14 protein-coding genes are annotated in these 16074 nt (G+C 61.2%); 8 read left to right on the top strand and 6 right to left on the bottom strand.

The window, feature by feature from the left end:
- The first annotated feature begins 371 nt into the window (after positions 1-371).
- From AC07OV_RS04595 to AC07OV_RS04565, 7 genes are all read left to right on the top strand, one after another.
- Complete coding sequence (locus AC07OV_RS04595; RefSeq protein ID WP_176994869.1) at positions 372-1298, top strand: glutamate/aspartate ABC transporter substrate-binding protein; 927 nt, start codon at positions 372-374, stop codon at positions 1296-1298.
- A gap of 194 nt (positions 1299-1492) precedes the next feature.
- A complete protein-coding gene (locus AC07OV_RS04590) occupies positions 1493-2239 on the top strand; it encodes an amino acid ABC transporter permease (RefSeq protein WP_010212762.1) in 747 nt (248 codons plus the stop codon).
- Entirely contained in the window at positions 2239-2910 is a 672-nt protein-coding gene (locus AC07OV_RS04585; RefSeq protein ID WP_495091691.1) for an amino acid ABC transporter permease, read from the top strand. Before AC07OV_RS04590 ends, AC07OV_RS04585 begins: the two co-directional genes overlap by 1 nt.
- Positions 2907-3641 (top strand): amino acid ABC transporter ATP-binding protein, encoded by a 735-nt coding sequence (locus AC07OV_RS04580; protein WP_176994870.1) that lies wholly within the window; start codon positions 2907-2909, stop codon positions 3639-3641. The genes AC07OV_RS04585 and AC07OV_RS04580 overlap by 4 nt, the downstream gene beginning before the upstream one ends.
- A gap of 174 nt (positions 3642-3815) precedes the next feature.
- Entirely contained in the window at positions 3816-5717 is a 1902-nt protein-coding gene (gene aauS, locus AC07OV_RS04575; RefSeq protein WP_176994871.1) for a two-component sensor histidine kinase AauS, read from the top strand.
- Positions 5714-7051 (top strand): two-component response regulator AauR, encoded by a 1338-nt coding sequence (gene aauR, locus AC07OV_RS04570; RefSeq protein ID WP_176994872.1) that lies wholly within the window; start codon positions 5714-5716, stop codon positions 7049-7051. The genes aauS and aauR overlap by 4 nt, the downstream gene beginning before the upstream one ends.
- The gene (locus AC07OV_RS04565; RefSeq protein ID WP_176994873.1) at positions 7051-7389 is read left to right on the top strand and encodes a GlpM family protein; all 339 of its coding nucleotides are present in this window, start codon (positions 7051-7053) and stop codon (positions 7387-7389) included. Before aauR ends, AC07OV_RS04565 begins: the two co-directional genes overlap by 1 nt.
- Positions 7390-7662: 273 nt before the next feature.
- On the opposite strand, the gene AC07OV_RS04560 is transcribed toward AC07OV_RS04565, so the two are convergent.
- From AC07OV_RS04560 to AC07OV_RS04535, 6 genes are read right to left on the bottom strand one after another with little or no spacing between them, the layout of a single operon-like run.
- Positions 7663-9060, bottom strand: a complete 1398-nt coding sequence (locus AC07OV_RS04560) for a sigma-54-dependent transcriptional regulator (protein WP_176994874.1) — start codon at positions 9058-9060, stop codon at positions 7663-7665.
- The gene (locus AC07OV_RS04555) at positions 9050-10828 is read right to left on the bottom strand and encodes a sensor histidine kinase (protein ID WP_495091690.1); all 1779 of its coding nucleotides are present in this window, start codon (positions 10826-10828) and stop codon (positions 9050-9052) included. The genes AC07OV_RS04560 and AC07OV_RS04555 overlap by 11 nt, the downstream gene beginning before the upstream one ends.
- Positions 10828-11952: a GNAT family N-acetyltransferase gene (locus AC07OV_RS04550; protein ID WP_494997734.1), complete on the bottom strand. Its 1125-nt coding sequence runs from the start codon at positions 11950-11952 to the stop codon at positions 10828-10830. The genes AC07OV_RS04555 and AC07OV_RS04550 overlap by 1 nt, the downstream gene beginning before the upstream one ends.
- Before the next feature lie 15 nt (positions 11953-11967).
- Positions 11968-12834 (bottom strand): alpha/beta hydrolase, encoded by an 867-nt coding sequence (locus AC07OV_RS04545; RefSeq protein ID WP_176994877.1) that lies wholly within the window; start codon positions 12832-12834, stop codon positions 11968-11970.
- The gene (locus tag AC07OV_RS04540) at positions 12831-14225 is read right to left on the bottom strand and encodes an aspartate aminotransferase family protein (protein WP_494997735.1); all 1395 of its coding nucleotides are present in this window, start codon (positions 14223-14225) and stop codon (positions 12831-12833) included. Before AC07OV_RS04540 ends, AC07OV_RS04545 begins: the two co-directional genes overlap by 4 nt.
- Positions 14218-14931, bottom strand: a complete 714-nt coding sequence (locus AC07OV_RS04535; protein ID WP_176994879.1) for an MtnX-like HAD-IB family phosphatase — start codon at positions 14929-14931, stop codon at positions 14218-14220. Before AC07OV_RS04535 ends, AC07OV_RS04540 begins: the two co-directional genes overlap by 8 nt.
- Before the next feature lie 230 nt (positions 14932-15161).
- On the opposite strand from AC07OV_RS04535, the gene AC07OV_RS04530 reads away from it, so the two are divergent.
- The gene (locus tag AC07OV_RS04530) at positions 15162-15932 is read left to right on the top strand and encodes a MipA/OmpV family protein (RefSeq protein ID WP_495091689.1); all 771 of its coding nucleotides are present in this window, start codon (positions 15162-15164) and stop codon (positions 15930-15932) included.
- The last annotated feature ends 142 nt before the right edge of the window (positions 15933-16074 follow it).

The following is a 16074-nucleotide window of genomic DNA, read 5'->3' as shown; positions in this document are numbered from 1 at the left end:
CCTGTAGGAGCTGGCTTGCCAGCGATCGCATCACCTCGATCTGTTCAGACAACCGAGGTGCCTGTATCGCAGGCAAGCCAGCTCCCACACAAAAGCCACGCCTGAGACACCATCAGCGCCATTCGGTTTTCCGAACGCCACCCTCTCCCCTATTCGGTTTGCCGGATCCCTCGCTTAAAAATCCCCCGTCACACAAAGTTAATCTATATATAAATCAGATAGTTAACGGTTTGTTTCCGGTATGGCACGACTCATGCTCTACACTCCCTGACGATTGCCTGAGACGCCTCAGGAGCCGTCATGGGCATTCGCTGTACAAAGAGAGCCGTTTAGCCGGCTTCATAAAAAAAACAAATGTCGAGGAAGTATTGATGCGCATCGTTCCCCATATCCTGGGCGCAGCTATCGCTGCTGCTCTGATCAGCACTCCAGTTTTCGCCGCCGAACTCACCGGCACACTGAAGAAAATCAACGACTCCGGCACCATCACCCTCGCGCACCGCGACAGCTCCATTCCGTTTTCCTACATCGCGGACGGTTCGGGCAAACCTGTGGGCTACTCCCACGACATTCAGTTGGCCATCGTTGAACAACTGAAAAAAGACCTGAACAAGCCCGACCTCAAGGTCAAATACAACCTGGTGACCTCGCAGACCCGTATCCCGTTGATCCAGAACGGCACTGCGGACGTTGAGTGCGGTTCCACCACCAACAACGCCGAACGCGCCCAGCAAGTTGATTTCACCGTCAACATCTTCGAAATCGGCACCCGTCTGCTGGTCAAGAAAGACAAGGATGGCAAACCGTCCTACGCTGACTTTGCCGACCTGAAAGGCAAGAACGTCGTGACCACCGCGGGCACCACGTCCGAGCGCATCATCAAGGCGATGAACGCTGACAAGCAGATGGGCATGAACGTCATCTCCGCCAAAGACCACGGCGAATCCTTCCAGATGCTGGAAAGCGGCCGCGCCGTTGCCTTCATGATGGACGACGCCCTGCTGGCCGGCGAAGAAGCCAAGGCCAAGAAGCCGGACGACTGGGTCATCACCGGTACTCCACAGTCCTTCGAAGCCTACGCGTGCATGGTGCGTAAAGACGACCCGGCCTTCAAAAAGGCTGTCGATGACGCCATCGTCGCCCTCTACAAGTCCGGCGAGATCAACAAGATCTACAGCAAATGGTTCGAGAGCCCGATCCCACCAAAAGGCCTGAACCTGAACTTCCCGATGAGCGACAAGGTGAAGGAGCTGATCGCCAACCCAAGCGACAAGCCAGCGCCTGACGTAAAAATCTGATACCTGACTAAGCTTATCTCCTGAGGGAGCCAACCCTCCCTCAGGCGTCTGTTACTACCTGCTGGCTTTAATGTGGAACACTCGACCTGGCGGTTTTCGAGCCGATCGCGTGTGCCTGGCGTTCACCGTCAGGCGGGAAAGGATCTTCCCCAAGCGGGTGCTTGTACATCGATCGATCTCGAGGGGAGACCCTAATGAATTACAACTGGGACTGGGGCGTGTTCTTCAAGTCCACCGGCGTTGGCAGCGAGACTTATCTCGACTGGTACATCGCTGGCCTGGGCTGGACCATCGCCATCGCTGTCGTGGCATGGATTATCGCCTTGCTGCTGGGGTCCATTCTGGGCGTCATGCGCACCGTGCCAAACCGCATCGTATCGGGCATCGCGACCTGCTACGTGGAACTGTTTCGTAACGTGCCGCTGCTGGTTCAGCTGTTCATCTGGTACTTCCTGGTACCGGACATGCTGCCGCAGAACCTGCAGGACTGGTACAAACAAGACCTGAACCCGACCACCTCGGCCTACCTGAGCGTTGTCGTGTGCCTGGGCCTGTTCACCGCCGCTCGCGTGTGTGAGCAAGTGCGCACCGGTATCCAGGCGCTGCCACGGGGCCAGGAATCCGCTGCTCGGGCCATGGGCTTCAAGCTGCCGCAGATCTACTGGAACGTGCTGCTGCCCCAGGCCTACCGGATCATCATTCCGCCGCTCACCTCGGAATTTCTCAACGTCTTCAAGAACTCCTCCGTGGCGTCCTTGATCGGCCTGATGGAATTGCTGGCGCAAACCAAGCAGACCGCCGAGTTCTCGGCCAACCTGTTTGAAGCCTTCACCCTGGCCACGCTGATCTACTTCACCCTGAACATGAGCCTGATGCTGCTCATGCGCCTGGTCGAGAAGAAAGTCGCCGTGCCCGGCCTGATCTCCGTGGGGGGTAAATAATGGACTTCGATTTCAGCGGCATCATCCCCGCCATCCCGGGCCTGTGGAACGGCATGGTCATGACCTTGCAGTTGATGGTCATGGGCGTGGTCGGCGGTATTGCCCTTGGTACGGTCCTGGCGCTGATGCGCCTGTCGTCCGGCAAACTGCTGTCCCGCGTGGCCGGCGCCTACGTGAACTACTTCCGCTCGATCCCGCTGCTGCTGGTGATCACCTGGTTCTACCTGGCGGTGCCGTTCGTGCTGCGCTGGATCACCGGCGAAGACACCCCGATCGGCGCGTTCACCTCCTGCGTCGTGGCCTTCATGATGTTCGAAGCCGCGTACTTCTGTGAAATCGTGCGGGCCGGCGTGCAGTCGATCCCTAAAGGCCAGATGGCGGCGGCACAGGCCATGGGCATGACCTATGGCCAGACCATGCGCCTGATCATCCTGCCCCAGGCGTTCCGCAAGATGACCCCGTTGCTGCTGCAACAGTCGATCATCCTGTTCCAGGACACCTCGCTGGTCTACACCGTGGGCCTGGTGGACTTCCTCAACTCCGCCCGCTCCAACGGCGACATCATCGGCCGCTCCAACGAGTTCCTGATCTTCGCCGGTGTCGTCTACTTCATCATCAGCTTTTCCGCCTCGCTGCTGGTCAAGCGTCTGCAAAAAAGGTTTGCCGTATGATCTCTATCAAGAACATCAACAAATGGTATGGCGACTTCCAGGTGCTGACCGATTGCAGCACCGAGGTTAAAAAAGGCGAAGTGATCGTGGTGTGCGGGCCGTCGGGCTCGGGTAAATCCACCCTGATCAAGTGCGTCAACGCGCTGGAACCGTTCCAGAAGGGCGACATCGTGGTCGACGGCACCTCCATCGCCGACCCGAAGACAGACTTGCCGAAGCTGCGCTCCCGCGTGGGCATGGTGTTCCAGCACTTCGAGCTGTTCCCGCACCTGACCATCACCGAAAACCTGACCATCGCGCAGATCAAGGTACTGGGTCGCAGCAAGGAAGAGGCCACCAAGAAAGGCCTGCAACTGCTCGAGCGCGTCGGCCTGTCGGCCCATGCCCACAAGCACCCGGGCCAGCTGTCCGGTGGCCAGCAACAACGTGTGGCGATCGCCCGCGCCCTGGCCATGGACCCGATCGTCATGCTGTTCGACGAACCGACCTCGGCGCTGGACCCGGAGATGGTCAACGAAGTGCTCGACGTGATGGTGCAACTGGCCCACGAAGGCATGACCATGATGTGCGTGACCCACGAAATGGGCTTCGCCCGTAAAGTGGCCGACCGTGTGATCTTCATGGACGCCGGCAAGATCATCGAGGATTGCCCAAAGGAAGAGTTCTTCGGCGACATCAGCGCCCGCTCCGAGCGCGCGCAGCACTTCCTCGAGAAAATCCTGCAGCACTAAAACAGCGATGATCTCCGTGTGAGAAACGGGCTCGTGTAGGAGCTGGCTTGCCAGCGATAGGATCACCTCGATGTCACTGACACACCGAGGTGCCTGCATCGCTGGCAAGCCAGCTCCTACAGGAACCTTGTTCGTCACGGGGCCAGCAGCGCTGGTTGACCCAAGGCATCTGTGATGAAATGCGACCCCAACCCCTATCGCGCCGCGCCGCCATCACTTGCCGTGAAGCCTCGTCTGATTCGCCAACTGTTCCTGCCGCCGTTGATCATCGCCCTGATGATCGGCTTGGGTTATATCGGCTTCTGGGTCAGTGAGTACTATGGCATCCGCACCCTCAGCGACAACGGCGAACGCCAGTTGGAGCTGCACGCTCGTACCGTCGAAAGCGAACTGAGCAAATACACCTACCTGCCCAGCCTGCTGGAACTGGAGTCCAGCGTGTCGACGCTGCTGGCAGACCCGAACCAGGAAACCCGCAAGACCGTCAACGATTACCTCGAAGGCCTGAACCGACGCAGTCGCAGCCGGGCCATCTACGTGATGGACACCACCGGCCGTGTGCTGGCCACCAGTAACTGGCGCGATGCCGACAGTTACCAGGGTGAAGACCTGTCCTTTCGTGCCTATTTCCAGAACGCCGTGCGCGGCCAGCCCGGCCGTTTCTACGGCATCGGCAGCACCAACGGCGAACCCGGCTACTACCTGGCCCATGGCCTGGAGGAGCACGGCAAGATCATCGGCGTCGCCGTGGTCAAGGTGCGCCTCGAAGCCCTTGAAGAACGCTGGCAGCGCGCACGCCTCGAAGCCTTCGTGAGCGACGAGAACGGCATCATCATTCTGTCCAGCGACCCGGCTCGCCGCCTCAAGGCTGTGCGTCCGTTGAGCGACGACACCAAGGAACGCCTGGCCCACAGCCTGCAATATTACTGGGCGACGCTGAACGAGCTTGAGCCCCTGGCCCGCGAGCGCCTGAACGAAGGCACCGAAAAACTGACCTTCCCGGCCAACAGTGAAGTGGTCAACGACGAGCACGAAGTCAGCTACCTGGCACAAACTCGCCCGCTCAATGACACACCGTGGAATTTCACCCTGCTCACCCCGCTCAACGACCTGCGCCGGGCCGCCATCAACCAGGGCATCCTGGTGGCCGTGGCCTTTGGCCTGGTCGCGTTCCTGCTGATCGCCTGGAACGAGCGGCGCAAAGTTATCGCCACCCGCCTCGCCGCGCGGGAAGCTTTGCAGGAAGCCAACAGCCAGCTGGAACGTCGGATTGCCGAACGCACCGCCGACCTGCGTGCCAGCAACGAACGGCTCAAGGGCCAGATCCGCGAACGGCGCCAGGCCGAGGAAACGTTACGACGTGCCCAGGATGAACTGGTACAGGCCGGCAAACTGGCTGCTATCGGCCAGATGTCCACCAGCATCGCCCATGAACTGAACCAGCCACTGGCCGCGCTGCGCACTTTGTCCGGCAACACGGTGCGCTTCCTCGAACGTGGGGCTCTGGACACCGCCAGCGCCAACCTCAAGACCATCAACGAACTGATCGACCGCATGGGCCGCATCACCGCCAGCCTGCGCTCCTTTGCCCGGCGCGGTGATGACCAGGGCGAAGCCAGCCTCGCCAAGGCCGTGGATGCAGCCTTCCAGGTGCTCGGTGCACGCCTAGACAGCTTGCCGCTGACCCTGCACCGCGACTTTGCCAACGCCCAACTTCAAATCGACCAGACACGCCTGGAGCAGATCCTGGTCAATCTGATCGGCAACGCCCTCGACGCCATGCAGGCACAACCGGCGCCCCAGCTGTGGCTCGAAGGCAGCAGCAGCGACGGCAAATACCGCCTGCAAGTACGCGACAACGGCCACGGCATCGACCCCGAGGCGCGCAAGCATTTGTTCGAACCGTTCTTCACCACCAAGCCCGGCGAACAAGGCCTGGGACTGGGCCTGACCCTTTCCGCCAGCCTCGCGGCGGCCACCGGCGGCAACCTCGCCGTGGAGCACCCGGCCAGTGGTGGTACTGCCTTTGTCTTGTGCCTGCCGTTGGTGGGCGCTCAAAAAGCTGAGTCGACATGAATATAGATCCCAAAGACCTTACCGTCCTGATCGTCGAAGACGACCCCCATGTGCTGCTCGGCTGCCAGCAAGCCCTGGCGCTGGAAGACATTCCCAGCGTGGGCGTGGGCAGCGCCGAAGAGGCGCTCAAGCGCATCGGCGAAAACTTTGCCGGCATCGTCATCAGCGATATCCGCCTGCCGGGCATCGATGGCCTGGAGTTGCTGACGCGCCTCAAGGCTTTGGATAAAAGCCTGCCAGTGGTGTTGATCACCGGGCACGGCGACATTTCCATGGCCGTCGGCGCCATGCGCAACGGCGCCTACGATTTCATGGAAAAACCCTTTTCTCCCGAGCGTCTGGTGGACGTGGTTCGCCGCGCCCTGGAGCAGCGTGGGCTGGCCCGGGAGGTCTGGTCGCTGCGCCGCCAGCTGGCCGAACGCGACTCCCTGGAAGGTCGCATCATCGGCCGCTCGCCGGCCATGCAGAACCTGCGCGAACTGATCGCCAACGTCGCCGACACCTCGGCCAACGTGCTGATCGAAGGTGAGACCGGCACCGGCAAGGAGCTGGTCGCACGCTGCCTGCATGATTTCAGTCGGCGTCACACCCACCAGTTCGTCGCCCTGAACTGCGGTGGCTTGCCGGAGAACCTGTTCGAAAGCGAGATCTTCGGCCACGAAGCGAATGCCTTTACCGGCGCCGGCAAGCGTCGTATCGGCAAAATCGAGCACGCCCATGAGGGCACACTGTTCCTCGATGAAGTGGAAAGCATGCCGATCAACCTGCAGATCAAACTGCTGCGGGTGCTGCAGGAACGCACCCTCGAACGCCTGGGTTCGAACCAGAGCGTTGCGGTGGATTGCCGGGTGATCGCCGCCACCAAGTCCGACCTCGACGAACTGAGCCGCGCCAGCCAATTCCGCAGCGACCTGTACTACCGCCTCAACGTGGTCACCCTGGAACTGCCGCCCCTGCGCGAGCGCCGCGAAGACATCCTGCAACTGTTCGAGCACTTTCTGCAGCAGTCGTCCCTGCGCTTCGACCGCACCGCGCCGGAGCTGGACAACCAGACGCTGTCGAGCCTGATGAGCCACGACTGGCCTGGCAACGTGCGTGAACTGCGTAACGTCGCCGAACGCTTCGCCCTGGGCCTGCCCGCCTTCAAGAAAAGCGGCACCGGCAGCGGCAACCATGGCCTGGCGTTTACCGAAGCGGTGGAGGCGTTCGAACGCAACCTGCTCAACGATGCATTGCAACGCAGCGGCGGCAACCTGACCCAGGCCAGCCTGGAACTCGGGATGGCCAAGACCACGCTGTTCGACAAGGTCAAGAAATACGGGTTGAGCCACTGATGGATCTGTTACTGAAGGCTGCCCTGGGCGCAGCGGTCGTGTTGATCCTGGCCGCGCTGGCCAAGACCAAGAACTACTACATCGCGGGCCTGGTGCCGCTGTTCCCGACCTTTGCGCTGATCGCCCATTACATCGTCGGCAAGGGCCGTTCGGTGGACGATTTGAAGACCACGATCCTGTTCGGGATGTGGTCGATCATTCCGTACTTTGTGTATTTGGCGACGCTGTATGTGATGGTCGACCGGATGCGGCTGGAGGCGTCCTTGGCCGTCGCAGCAGTAGCCTGGCTGATGGCCGCGACCGTGCTGGTCAGCATCTGGGTCCGCGTCCATTCCTGACCCAATGTGATCAAGACTGTGGGAGCTGGCTTGCCTGCGATGGCGGTGTGTCTGTACCCAATGCGCTGCCTGATACACCGCTATCGCCGGCAAGCCGGGCTCCTACAGGCGATACCAGAAGCTGCGCTCCGATATCCGCCGCTGCCGTCTGACACAACGCGAATAAAACTGTGGGAGCTGGCTTGCCTGCGATGGCGGTATGTCAGTACCCGGTGAGCTGGCTGTTACACCGCTATCGCCGGCAAGCCGGGCTCCTACAGAGGATGTGTCGGGTCAGCGGACGATCTTGTCGACCTGGATGCCCAGCTTCTTCAGGCGATACCAGAAGCTGCGCTCCGATATCCCGATCTTCGCCGCTGCCGCCGCCTGCACTCCGTTGCTCTCTTGCAGGGCCGCCAGGATGTAAGCCTTTTCCACTTCGGCCAGCGCCGCGTCCAGGTCCTGGGGAATCCCCGGGCCGTCACTGAGGATCGTTGCTACCCCGCCTTCGCTCGGCTTGGAAGCGAACAGATAACCCGGCAAGTCGATGTCCTCGATCACCGGCGATGCCGCCACAATGGTCGCGCGTTCTACACAGTTCTGCAGCTCACGGATATTGCCCGGCCAGCTGTAGGCCGCCATCGCCTGCAAGGCCTCGGCACTGAAGCCGGTGATGCGCTTGCCGGCCGTGGCACTCAAGGTTTGGGCGAAGTGGCGCGCCAAGGGCGCGATGTCTTCCACACGCTCACGCAGGGCCGGCAGCGGGATCGGGAACACGTTGAGGCGGTAATACAGGTCTTCGCGAAATTCTTTATTGGCGACCGCGTCCAGCAGGTTCTTGTTGGTGGCGGCGATCACCCGCACATCGACCTTGCGCTCACGCGGGTCGCCCACCGGTTCGATCACCCGCTCTTGCAGCGCACGCAGGATCTTGGCCTGCAACGCCAGGGGCATGTCGCCCACCTCGTCGAGAAACAGCGTGCCTTTGTCAGCCTGCATGAAGCGCCCTACCCGATCCGCCACAGCGCCGGTGAACGCGCCTTTGCGGTGGCCGAACATTTCGCTTTCCAGCAGGCCTTCCGGGATCGCGGCGCAGTTGACCGCCACAAAGGGTTTGTCGGCGCGGCTGCCATGCTTGTGGATGGCGCGCGCGACCATTTCCTTGCCGGTGCCACTTTCGCCGGTGAGCAGGATAGTCGCGGTGCTGTCGCGGACCGAATCCACCGCCTGCAGCACTTTGCGAAACGCCGGGCTGTCGCCCACCAGGCTGTCGAACTGGGCATGCTCGTCCAACTCGGCGCGCAGGCGAGCGTTGTCGCGCATGATGTCGCGAAACTGCAGGGCCTTGGCCACGGTGATGTCCAGTTCATCGATATCGAACGGCTTGGCGATGTAGTCATACGCGCCGTTGCGCATCGATTGCACGGCGTTTTTCACCGTGCTGTAGGCGGTCATCACAATCACCGGCAAGTGCGGGTAGCGCACCTTGATCTCGGCCAGCAGCGCCGGTCCGTCCATGCCCGGCATGCGCCAGTCACTGATCACCAGGTCGATGTCTTCCTGTTCCAGCACCTTGAGCGCATGCAGGCCGTTGCCTGCGGTGAACACCTGGATGCCGCTCTGGCTCAGGGCCGACGACAACAAGTCACACAGCTTGGGTTCGTCGTCGACCACCAATACGTTATGCGTCATGACCTTCCTCATCATCCCCGTCGTCTTCGCCGTTAGCCGGAATGTACAGGCTGAACGTGGCGCCGGCATCTTTCTCACTGGCACATTCGATGCTGCCGTCGTGACTTTCCATGATCGAATAGACTTTGGCCAGGCCCAGGCCGGTGCCCGAGGCCTTGGTGGTGACAAACGGTGTGAAGATGCGCTCGATCATGTCCGCCGGGATACCTTGGCCGGTGTCGGCAATGCTGATGATCGTGTTGTCGTCCTCGCTGCGGATGCCCAGGGTCAGGCGACCGCCTTCAGGCATGGCGTCGATGGCATTGAGGATCAGGTTGAGGCAGGCCTGCTTGAGCTGCTTGGCGTCGGCGTAGATCGTCGCGCCGGGCGCCTGGTCATCGATCTGTGCATCGATGTTATGGGTAGACAGCTCCGGGCCGCAGAAGCCGAGGATCTCTTCCACCACCGGGCGCGCCGCCTGCAGCGTGCGCAACGGTGGGTTGGGCTTGGCGAAATCGAGGAACTCGGTGATCAGGTCGTTGATGCGGCTGACTTCGCTGATCACGTATTCCAGATGACGCTTGTCGGTTTCCGCCAGGTCGGCACGCCGGTGCAGCAGTTGCGTGGCGGTCTTGATGATGCCCAGCGGGTTGCGGATCTCATGGGCCAGGCCCATGGCAACTTCGCCCAAGGCATGCAGGCGGTCACGCCGGCGCAGCTGGGCTTCAAGGTGATGCAACTCACCCAGGCGTTCGGTCATGTGGTTGAACGTGCTGCTCAATTGCGCCAGCTCGTCGCCGCCGCTCACCAGTACGCGGTGCTCATAGTTGCCCGAGATCACCGCATTCACGCCTTGGGACAAGTCCCGCAGCGGCTTGGTCAGGCGCCGCGATACCAGCACCCCCGCCGCCAGGGACAGCGCCGAGCTAAGCAGAAAGATCAATACGAACAAGTTGCTCTGGTTCACCAGCCCCACCAGGCTGGTATGGCGCAGCAAGCCGCTGAAAATCACGCCTTGCAGTTCGCCGGCATCGTTGAAGATCGGCCAGTACAACCCACTGTACTTGCTGGTGAATTGCTCGCTGGGCTGCTTGGTGCTGCGCAACGCCGCTTCAACACCCTTGGGGATGCGCGAGGGGTGATCTTCGAAGCGCTGGGTTGAGAAAATCTCGGAAAAGCCCGTGGGGTTGGCCAGGTAGAGACGCAGGTCCAGGGAATGCACATCGGCCACGCTGGTGAGGAAACTGCTGTCCAGGTAGGTGGCGACCAGCAGCAGGTAATCCTCGCCATCGCGATTGGTCTCGAAGGTCGAGACCACCAACCCCGTACTGACGCCAGCCACTTGCACCGTCTGCAACACCGCGTTGCTGGTCAGATTGATCTGCTTGACGATGTCATCGGCGGCGGTGCTGAACACCACCTTGTGGTCGCTGACGCGAATCAGCGCCACCACGTCGATGTCCGTGGCATCGGCAATGTCGGCGGTGAGCCGGTCATGCCGGGCAGCCTGTTTGGACGAGGGCGGGCTGGTGTAGCGCAGGAACAGCTTGGCCATGCGCGCGTTGTCGTGAAGGATGTCGCCAATCTCGTCCTTGACGATCTTGGTCGACTCTTGCAGCCAGATCCGTACGTTGCTGTCGAAAATCTGCGACAACGTGGTGGCGGCCAGCTCGGCCGCGATCATGGTGGGAATAACGCTGACCAGCCAGAACGCCAGCACCAGCTTGCGCTGGACGCTCCAGCGCGAGATGGCAAAGGGGCGGGCTTTCTGGCGGGTCTTGGTGATCATCAGGTTTCGCTTATCGCAGCAGCCATGGCAGGGTCGGAACGATCCGGTCGGAAAAACATTTTCACTACTTTGAGCAGCCCATTGACCAACCGATTGCGGTGGCGGAAGAACATGCTGTTGCCCTGGAACTCGCACCCCAGTCGCAGCTTACTGGCATACCCCGCCTGCCCGCACTCGTACAACGCGATATTGTTCTGGATACAGTAGTCGACGTTGGTCAGCCAGCTGCGGAAGTACAGGTTGTACTCACGGGTGAACTCCACGTCGTGCCCGAAGAACTTGTCGATCAAGCGGTGCTCATCCACCAGCACCAGGTTGAACGCCACCAGGCTATCGTCCACCCAGTAAAGTACACAGACCGCGCGCTCATCAAGGCGTTCGAGCACGCCGGTGAAGTAGCTGGCGGGCAAGCGTTCGAACTGCAAATCGGAGCGCGTCAGGGTGGCTTCGTAGAGGCGCATGATCTCGGGCAACACGTCGTCGATGTTGCGCCGCCACTCCACGCGCGGCCCCGGCGCACGCAGCTTGCGGCGCAGGTCCTTGCGGGTGGATTTGCCCAGCGATCCCAGGTAGGCGTCCACCGACCCGTAGGGCAACGGCAACAGCCCGGTGGGCAGGCTCGGCATGCTTTGAAAGCCTGCGGCGCGGCAGCTGTCTGCCCAGTCCGGGTCTTTGGTCGGTGCATCCTTGACCGCCACCAGGCCGATGCCGAACTCGTCGGCATCCTGACGCGCGGCCTGCAGCAAATGCTTAAGCAGCAATGGGCGGCGTTCGCTCGGGACATGGCTGGCCACCCCCGCGTCGCAACGCTCGGCCACCGGCGAACCGATGGCGTACAAACCCAACTGCAAAACACCCGGCCACAGTCGCTCCAGGCGCTCGGTCAAGCGCTTGCCGGCACCCGACACCGTGGTGTCGAGTCGATAATGAGTGATGAAGGCGGCGGCCACAGCCACCAGCACTCCATCGTCGTAAACAGCCAGGTAACGCCACTGAAAATCATCGATCGCGGCGTTTTCCACGGCCACGTAATAGTCCCAGTCCTCCAGGGCACCGGGAAAACAGTCATTCCAGGCACTGCGCTGGATAGCCCGGATGGTCGGGAAGGCTTGGGCGGTAATCACGTCTGTTCCTTAGGCTTACGCCCGCTGTCGATAATCTTCGGGCGCCTCGATGGCATGGGTATGCTGCTCGACGAACTCGGCACTCAACTCGATCACACGGCGGTATTGCAGGTCGACGGTGATCATGTGGTAGCAGTTGTCCAGCAGGATCTTGGTCACGGGGCCGCCGAGGTGGCGTTCCACGTAATCGGCGTTCCAGCGGCTGGTGATGTCATCTTCGATGGAGTGCAACACCAGGGCCGGTACCTTGACCTCGGGCATGCGCTTCTTGACCACAGCGTTCATCCGGTGCAACTCGCGCACCGTGATGCCTTCCATGGTCAACAAGCCCGCCTCGCTGCTGTGCCCTTCCTTCATCTGCCGTTCGACGATCGCCCGCAGGCGCTCGTTCTTGATGCCATACGGCGGCTTCTCTTCGAAGCGGCAGATGTGCACGCCGAACGGGATCTTCATCAGCAATGGCGTCAGGAACGCCAGCTTGTGAATGCTCCAGCCGTCGTACTTCAAGGTGGTGGAATACATCAGCAACCCGGCAACCTGCCCGGGGTGCTCGGCGGCCACATACATCGACATCACCGCACCCATGGACAAGCCACCGACGAACACCTGCTCGTGGCGCTGCTTGACCTGTGCGAAGGTCTTGCGCACACCTTCGTACCAGTCCAGCCAGCCGGTGGCCTGCAGGTCGCTGTTGCCCCCGCAATGCCCGGCCAGCGTCGGCACGTACACCGTGCAGTTACCCGCTTTGGCCAGGCCCTTGGCGACCTGGCGCAATTCCGTCGGGGTGCCGGTCAGGCCGTGGATCAACAGGATCCCGACCGGACCTTCACCGAGAACGAAGCCGGCATCACCTTCACCGAGGTCGATCTCGAGGCTGTTCACCGTTTGGTTGCCCGTACCAGCAGTTGCTCCAGGAGTTTCAGGCCCAGGTCGATTTCCGGGTAGCTGATTTCCAGGGACGGTGCCAGGGTGATCACGTTTTTGTAGTAACCGCCGACGTCGAGGATCAGGCCGAGTTTCTGGCCATCAACGATCATGTCGCCTTTCATGCCTTCTTCGACCATGTAGTCCAGGGTCGCCTTGTCTGGCGTGAAGCCGTCCGGGCCGCAGATTTCGCAGCGCAGGGCCAGGCCCAGGCCGTCGACGTCGCCGATGATCGGGAAACGTTTCTGCAGGTCCTGCAGGCCTTCCAGGAAGTACTTGCCCTTGGCCATGACCATCGCGCCGTAGTCGACTTCGTTGGTCATCTTGAACATTTCCAGGCCTACCGCCGTCCCCAGTGGGTTGGAGGCGAAGGTGGAGTGGGTGGAGCCTGGCGGGAAGATCTTCGGGTTGATCAGCTCTTCACGGGCCCAGATGCCGCCCAGTGGGTTCAGGCCGTTGGTCAGTGCTTTACCGAAGACGATCACATCCGGTTGTACGTCGAAGTGTTCGATCGACCACAGTTTGCCGGTACGGTAGAAGCCCATCTGGATTTCGTCGGACACCATCAGGATGCCGTGCTGATCCAGCACTTGCTTGAGTTCGCGGTAGAAGTTCATCGGCGGGATCACGTAGCCGCCGGTGCCCTGGATCGGCTCGACGTAGAACGCTGCGTATTCGCTGGAGCCGACTTTCGGGTCCCACACGCCGTTGTATTCAGTCTCGAACAGGCGGGCGAATTGCTGCACGCAGTGGCTGCCGTACTCTTCCTTGGTCATGCCTTTAGGGCCGCGGAAGTGGTACGGGAACGGGATGAACTGCGCACGCTCGCCGAAGTGGCCGTAGCGACGACGGTAGCGGTAGCTGGAGGTGATCGACGAGGCGCCGAGGGTACGGCCGTGGTAGCCGCCTTCGAAGGCGAACATCAGGCTCTTGCCGTTGGTGGCGTTACGCACAACCTTCAGGGAGTCTTCGATGGACTGCGAACCGCCGACGTTGAAGTGCACGCGACCGTCGAGGCCGAACTTCTTCTTGGCGTCGACTGCGATCATTTCCGACAGCTCGATCTTGCCTTTGTGCAGGTACTGGCTGGCGATTTGCGGCAGGGTGTCGATCTGCTGTTTCAGCGCGTTGTTCAGGCGTGGGTTGGCGTAGCCGAAGTTAACGGCCGAGTACCACATTTGCAGATCGAGGTACGCCTGGTCTTCGGTGTCCCACACGTAGGAGCCTTCGCAACGGCTGAAAATACGCGGTGGCTCGATATAGTGAACGGTGTCGCCGTACGAGCAATATTTAGCTTCTTTATCCAGAAGAATCTGGTCTTCGGCGGTAGCGATACGGATATCAGACATGGTGGAAGAGTTCCTGATTTTCAACAGAGAGGTCAGTAGCAGTGAAGGTGGTGGCGTTGGCGGCGATGCCCAGAGGCAACTTGGCCAGCAGCGCGGGCACTTCGGCAAAGGTGTCGAAGCGCGCGTAAGGGATGTTGTGGGTCTCGCAGTAGTCAGCCAGGCTGCCTTTGGCGAAGACGAAATCGGCGGTGGAGGCCACGCACATGTCGGACTTGCCGTCGCCGATCACCAGCACGCGCTTGTTGCGCGGGGTGGATTTGCACTTGCAGTTGCCGGACGCGGCACGGCAGGCATCGCTGGAGTACGGGAAGTCGATGCGCCAGCTGTTCTGGTCAACCTGACGCAGGCGGTTGGCGAGGATCGGCAGCAAGGTCACGTAGTTGCGCGACAGGATGCGTGCGATGCCTTGTTCGATGCCGTCGCTGACCACTTCGATGGTCGCGCCCAGGCCCATGACGTGGTCGACGAAGTCCGGGAAGTCCGGGTCGATCTCGACGCTGTCGAAGTACGCCAGCAGTTCGGCAGGTGTGGCCTTGATCAGCGCCAGTTGACGGCTCAGGCATTCGCGGGAACCGATATGCCCATCCAGCCATTCCTGTTCGATGGTTTCCCATTCGGGGCCGGCGAAGCGTTGGAGGACGTTGTCGATGACATCGGTGGGGGTAATGGTCCCGTCGAAGTCACACACGATATGCCAGTGGATCATCTGCGTTTACCTTGAAGGTGGAGCGCGCTGCATGCGCTTGCCCAACCGGTAGAGCAGGGAGCGTGCCAACTGGCCGAAAGCCAGCGGGGCTGGGGGTTTGCCGTGTAACGGTGGTGATATGTGTCGCCCAAGCTACAATTTTTGTAGCTTGCTACAAACAAGATGAGTGCTTGCGCCAGGGATGCCCTTCGCGCGTTCATGCGCACGTAATCAATCAAGGAACCGTGACCATGTTCAGGATCACATGTGCTGCATTCGCCGGTTTGCTTGGCTTGTGGGGCTTTTCAAACGCCGCCCAGGCTGAGGGCATTACCGGTGAAGTGGGCGCAGGCGTCAGCTATCAGCCCCGCGAACCCACAGGCAGCCGCTATCAGATCACCCCTATTCCCTACTTCGATCTGGACTGGGGCAATGTCAGCCTCGGGACCGACGATGGCTTGACCTGGAGCGCCCTGAATACCAACGGGTTCAGCGCCGGGCCTTACGTCAATTACATTTCGGGCCGCACGGCCAACGGCGCCCTCGCCGGCCTGCGGGATGTCTCGAGCATGGCCGAAGTGGGCGGGTTCGTGCAGTACGCGCCGGCCGAGTTCTGGCGGGTCTACGCCCAGCTGGGCCGGGCCGTGGGCGGAGGCCACGACCAGGGTGGCGTACTCGGCAAGGTCGGTGGCGAGCTGGGTTACCCGCTGGGCGGCGGGATCATTGGCAGCAGCGGCCTGATGGCGCATTTCGCCGATGACCGCCAGACCAACACGTTTTTCGGCGTGGATGGCAACGAAGCCGCTGCCTCGGGCTTCAAGCCCTACAACGCCAGCGGCGGTTTCCAGAACCTTACGTTTACCCAGAGCTTCGAGTTCCCCCTGGCGGCGAAGTGGTCGCTGCTGACCAGCGCCAGCTGGGTCCACCTGGTGGGCTCGGCGGCGGACAGCAGCATCGTGCGCCAGACCGGCGAAGTGAATCAGGGCCAAGTGCAGACCGCCATCAGCTACAAATTCGACTGATCCCCCTGTAGGAGCCGGCTTGCCGGCGATGAGGCCCTTAAAAACGCCATCGCCGGCAAGCCGGCTCCTACAGTTGGGTTTCGTGAGTGCCGACGAAGTTGGTCTAAGCCTTGCAGTAACGCCCTGGAATCCACTGTTCAGG

This window comes from Pseudomonas sp. GW821-FHT09A09, from assembly GCF_059418405.1.
Note: the sequence above shows the minus strand (reverse complement) of the source record. Positions and strands in the feature narration are given on the sequence as shown.

Excerpts from the sequence above, each read along its gene's own strand:
- AC07OV_RS04580 (WP_176994870.1), top strand. The coding sequence starts at position 2,907 with ATGATCTCTATCAAGAACATCAACAAATGGTATGGCGACTTCCAGGTG.
- AC07OV_RS04540 (WP_494997735.1), bottom strand. The coding sequence starts at position 14,225 with ATGTCTGATATCCGTATCGCTACCGCCGAAGACCAGATTCTTCTGGAT.
- AC07OV_RS04585 (WP_495091691.1), top strand. The coding sequence starts at position 2,239 with ATGGACTTCGATTTCAGCGGCATCATCCCCGCCATCCCGGGCCTGTGG.
- AC07OV_RS04560 (WP_176994874.1), bottom strand. The coding sequence starts at position 9,060 with ATGACGCATAACGTATTGGTGGTCGACGACGAACCCAAGCTGTGTGAC.
- AC07OV_RS04590 (WP_010212762.1), top strand. The coding sequence starts at position 1,493 with ATGAATTACAACTGGGACTGGGGCGTGTTCTTCAAGTCCACCGGCGTT.
- AC07OV_RS04595 (WP_176994869.1), top strand. The coding sequence starts at position 372 with ATGCGCATCGTTCCCCATATCCTGGGCGCAGCTATCGCTGCTGCTCTG.
- aauS (WP_176994871.1), top strand. The coding sequence starts at position 3,816 with ATGAAATGCGACCCCAACCCCTATCGCGCCGCGCCGCCATCACTTGCC.
- aauR (WP_176994872.1), top strand. The coding sequence starts at position 5,714 with ATGAATATAGATCCCAAAGACCTTACCGTCCTGATCGTCGAAGACGAC.
- AC07OV_RS04555 (WP_495091690.1), bottom strand. The coding sequence starts at position 10,828 with ATGATCACCAAGACCCGCCAGAAAGCCCGCCCCTTTGCCATCTCGCGC.
- AC07OV_RS04565 (WP_176994873.1), top strand. The coding sequence starts at position 7,051 with ATGGATCTGTTACTGAAGGCTGCCCTGGGCGCAGCGGTCGTGTTGATC.
- AC07OV_RS04530 (WP_495091689.1), top strand. The coding sequence starts at position 15,162 with ATGTTCAGGATCACATGTGCTGCATTCGCCGGTTTGCTTGGCTTGTGG.
- AC07OV_RS04535 (WP_176994879.1), bottom strand. The coding sequence starts at position 14,931 with ATGATCCACTGGCATATCGTGTGTGACTTCGACGGGACCATTACCCCC.